This is a genomic window from Flavobacterium sp. (genome assembly GCF_035760125.1).
Classification (GTDB): Bacteria; Bacteroidota; Bacteroidia; order Flavobacteriales; family Flavobacteriaceae; genus Flavobacterium.
On the sequence record NZ_DASTTN010000186.1, the window covers coordinates 1 to 4014 of the forward strand.

3 protein-coding genes are annotated in these 4014 nt (G+C 35.3%); 1 reads left to right on the forward strand and 2 read right to left on the reverse strand.

Annotated elements, in window-relative coordinates; translation table 11 throughout:
• Window positions 1–299: 299 nt before the first annotated feature.
• Window positions 300–1814, reverse strand: coding sequence for a GH3 auxin-responsive promoter family protein (locus tag VFS71_RS06990; RefSeq protein WP_326400207.1), 1515 nt, complete (start codon window positions 1812–1814; stop codon window positions 300–302).
• Between the two features lie 183 nt (window positions 1815–1997).
• On the opposite strand from VFS71_RS06990, the gene VFS71_RS06995 reads away from it, so the two are divergent.
• Window positions 1998–2792 carry a DUF2797 domain-containing protein gene (locus tag VFS71_RS06995; RefSeq protein WP_326400208.1) on the forward strand — a complete coding sequence of 265 codons (795 nt, stop codon included), beginning with the start codon at window positions 1998–2000 and terminating at the stop codon, window positions 2790–2792.
• 337 nt (window positions 2793–3129) lie between these two features.
• Here VFS71_RS06995 and VFS71_RS07000 read toward each other — a convergent pair whose 3' ends face one another.
• The gene (locus VFS71_RS07000) at window positions 3130–3609 is read right to left on the reverse strand and encodes a hypothetical protein (RefSeq protein ID WP_326400209.1); all 480 of its coding nucleotides are present in this window, start codon (window positions 3607–3609) and stop codon (window positions 3130–3132) included.
• Window positions 3610–4014: the final 405 nt, after the last annotated feature.

The following is a 4014-nucleotide window of genomic DNA, read 5'->3' on the forward strand; positions in this document are numbered from 1 at the left end:
TACTGATGCCGAAACTAAAAATCTGGCTAACCTGAAAAAGATATTGGAAAAATAATATTGAGTTGTCACTTGATGTGATAATGGTATAAAACAAAAGTCATTCAAATATATTTTTGAATGACTTTTGTTTTTATAGAAATATGAACTGGTCTCTAGGTGTCAAGACCTTTATTGACGATTGTTTTGGGAGTTGTTTTAACGCATGTTTTTCCACCATTACCACCACAAACATGACTGGAGGCGCTGCAAGAAGTAATTATTATAACAGTTAATAGAAGTGATATTCTTTTCATAGTGGTTTAGTTTTGCATTTTTTTCAATTGTTCAAGATAATCTCTTTTGTTGGATAATCTAGGAATTTTGTGCTGACCTCCCAGTTTATCACTTTCTTTGAGCCAATCATAAAACAATCGTTCTCTGGCCACATTAATAACTAGCGGATTAAGAGTCATGTTGTTGTAGCGTTTGGCTTCATAATCAGAGTTTAAAGATTGCAGGGTTTCGTCCAGTGCTTTTTGAAAAGCGGCTATGTCTTTTGGCTTTTTCTTAAATTCGATCATCCATTCGTGGCCACCTTTTTCTTTGTCTTTCATGAAAATTGGGGCAACGGTATAATCGACAACTTCAGTTTCGGTGATTTGACAGGCTTTTGCTATGGCTTGATCGGTATTTTCGACCATTAATTCTTCGCCAAAAACATTGATGTGATGTTTGGTACGACCAGTTACTCGGATTCGGTATGGACTTAAAGAAGTGAATCGAACCGTGTCGCCTATTAAGTATCTCCACAAACCACCATTGGTAGTAATCACCATCGCATAATTCTTGAACAATTGTACATCCGATAATCGAACGGCTTTTTGTTCAGGAGTACCAAAAGTATCCATCGGGATAAATTCATAAAAGATTCCGTAATCCAACATTAGTAATAGATCACTGGAGTTGTTCAAATCCTGAATGGCAAAGAAACCTTCAGAGGCGTTGTAAATTTCGTAGTATTTAAATTGGTTGTGTGGTAGTATTTTGTGGTATTGTTCTCTGTAAGGATCAAAACTTACACCACCATGGAAATACACTTCCAAGTTAGGCCAAACTTCCATCAGGTTTGTTTTTCCTGTTTCTTCTAGTATTTTGTTCAATAGAACTAACATCCAAGAAGGAACTCCTGCAAAGCTAGTCACATTTTCATTTTTGGTTTCATTGATAATGGCACCTATTTTGGTTTCCCATTCGCTCATCAAAGAAATTTTGTTGCTGGGCGTACTGCTAAATTCGGCCCAAATAGGCATATTCTCAATCAAAATAGCCGATAAGTCTCCAAAAAAAGTATTGTTGTTTTCGTAAATCTGTGAACTACCTCCCAAACGAAGACTTTTGCCCACAAACATTTCAGATTCTTCGTTATTGTTTAAATATAAACACAACAAATCTTTGCTGCCTTTGTAATGGCAATCCTCAAGGGCTTCGTTACTTACCGGTATAAATTTACTTTTGGCATTGGTTGTGCCACTTGATTTGGCAAACCATTTTATTGGGGTTTCCCAAAGCACGTTTTGTTCGCCTTTTCGGGTGCGTTCTATCAAGGGTTCCAAATCTTCGTAGGTCGAAATCGGAACTCTTTCGGTAAAGGTTTGGTATGATTTTATGGATGCATAATCGTATTGTTTACCAAAAACCGTTTCTTCAGAAGAACGAATTAAGTTCATCAATAATTCTTCCTGAACCTCATTTGGGTATTTCAAGAAAAGTTCAATCTGGTGAATTCTTTGTTTTAAAAACCAAGAAGCGATGGAATTGATAATTGATAAAGGCATGGGTTTTGATTTTAATTTATGATTGCTGATTTAAGATTTGAAAATAGATTCACAAATACTAACTTTGCAATAATACCAAAAATAGTGTTTTTTTATAAAAAATGATTCAATTTGGGTCAAATATTCTAACTCAGAGGATAGCTTTGCTTCCTGCAATCTATAATCTAAAACCTGCAATCTAAAATGACTTACCAAGGCGTACTTTCTAAAATGCAAACCGAATTTGGAGATCCTATTCAATATTATTTGGTTTTCGAAAACAGTTTTTTGAACATGAACCAAGTATTGAACAAAGAGTTGGAAATAAACTTTGAGGGATACCAATGTTTGAATTGCGGTAAAAAGAAAAAAATATACCGTCAGGGATTCTGTTACGATTGTTTTTATTCGAGTCCAGCGGTGGGTGATTGGATTATGAAACCCGAGTTAAGCACCGCCCATCTTGGGATTGAAGATCGTGATTTGGCATATGAGGAACAAGTGCAATTGCAACCACATATCGTTTATTTGGCCTTGTCGAGTGAAGTCAAAGTAGGGGTGACCCGAAAAACCCAAGTGCCTACAAGATGGATTGATCAAGGTGCGAGCCAAGCCATATCCATAGTCGAAGTACCCAATCGTTACTTGGCCGGAATTACCGAGGTAGCGCTCAAAAGCCATTATACCGATAAAACCAATTGGCGCAAAATGGTTCAAAATGAACTTGCCCATACCGATTTAGTCGCTGAAAAATTAAAACTGGAAAAACTAATACCTGCTGAGGTACAGGAATTTTATCATTTGGAGAAAAATGATGTCTATCAAATGCATTTCCCTGTATTGAGTTATCCCAAAAAAGTTAGCAGTTTAAACCTTGAAAAAGAGCATAATTTCAAAGGGAAGCTAGTAGGAATCAAGGGGCAGTACCTCATTTTTGAAGACGGTACCGTTTTCAATGTCCGAAGTTTCGAGGGGTATGTAGTTCGTCTGGAAATTTAAAACCATTTGGGCGTGTCACCATAAAACAATGGGGCCAACTTACCATGCTGGTGAGTCGGCCCCATTGCTTTATGCTGTCGGGCTATCCGCGCTACTTCGGTAGCTTGCTTCTATCCCTCACGCGGCATTAGGGTGTAAAATGGTATTTTTCAATATTGTTGGTAAAATCAATTTCATAGGTGAAATTCAATAAAAATGTATAACGTTCTGGTACTACAGCGGGTTTGGGACTAAATTAAGCCCATTATGCGGATTTGCCAAATCAGCCCAAATACAAAACCAACTTTCCATTAAGCCAATTGCCCAAATCCGTTGTAGTAGCTGTTGGCGGTAGTTTTTATTTATATCTTTTCCAATCAGTTAGTAAACTGAAGGGGACAAACCCTAAATTGTTCATTCTTGTTTCAATATGGCTCTTTAATTCTTTATAATTTGCTAAATAATATTCAGATATGTGAACCAAACTTTTCTTGTTTTTCATCAAATATAAAACTTTATGACTTCCACCTCTCGAAATTTCTACTGTAGTTTCAAATCCATCAAATTCTTTAAGTGCAAATTTTCTTTCCGAAAGAAAAATGTTTTTGAATATAATTTCCTCGTCATTTATTTTTATCCAAAGTACTCTTCTAACTGTTCCAAGAATAAGCCAAAAACAAACAAATAATATGAGCGAAGAAATAAATATAAATTTCAAATTATAGTTTTCTCCAAACGCTTCAACTCTATTTATAAAAAGATAAATTGGAAAAAAGAAGATTGTAATAGTAAAAGGAACAGAAATAAATGTTCGAAAAGAAAATTGAGATTTTATCATTTTTAGACAATGTTCATTTAAAATTCTATCTAACGTTTTTTAAGGTTCTGAAAATCACTGATTTTTTGTAATATTCATCCAAATTTCGACTTTCTTCCGTTAGCTGAATGAGTCAATTTGGTGCGAATATGTGGAATTACCGCCAACTCGTTTATATGTGCTACAAACATTCGTATATACACCCAAAATTGGGTAGATTGGCGAAAGCTTGTTTCTATTTGCCTTTTTATCAAATATAAAAAATAATAATCACAATCCTGCTAAGCGTAATTTTTGCTTATTTCCTTTTGGATAATGATAAAAAAGCCAAATCTTTCCCTTTAGCCCCGATAGTAGTATAGCGGGACCAATGTTGCCAGAAAAGATAAATCTTTCTGCTCCAAATTAAATTAATCTAACTCAGGT

What these genes read in the sequence shown, in the direction of transcription:
- VFS71_RS06995 (WP_326400208.1), top strand. Translation starts at nt 1,998, where the DNA reads ATGACTTACCAAGGCGTACTTTCTAAAATGCAAACCGAATTTGGAGAT.
- VFS71_RS07000 (WP_326400209.1), bottom strand. Translation starts at nt 3,609, where the DNA reads ATGATAAAATCTCAATTTTCTTTTCGAACATTTATTTCTGTTCCTTTT.
- VFS71_RS06990 (WP_326400207.1), bottom strand. Translation starts at nt 1,814, where the DNA reads ATGCCTTTATCAATTATCAATTCCATCGCTTCTTGGTTTTTAAAACAA.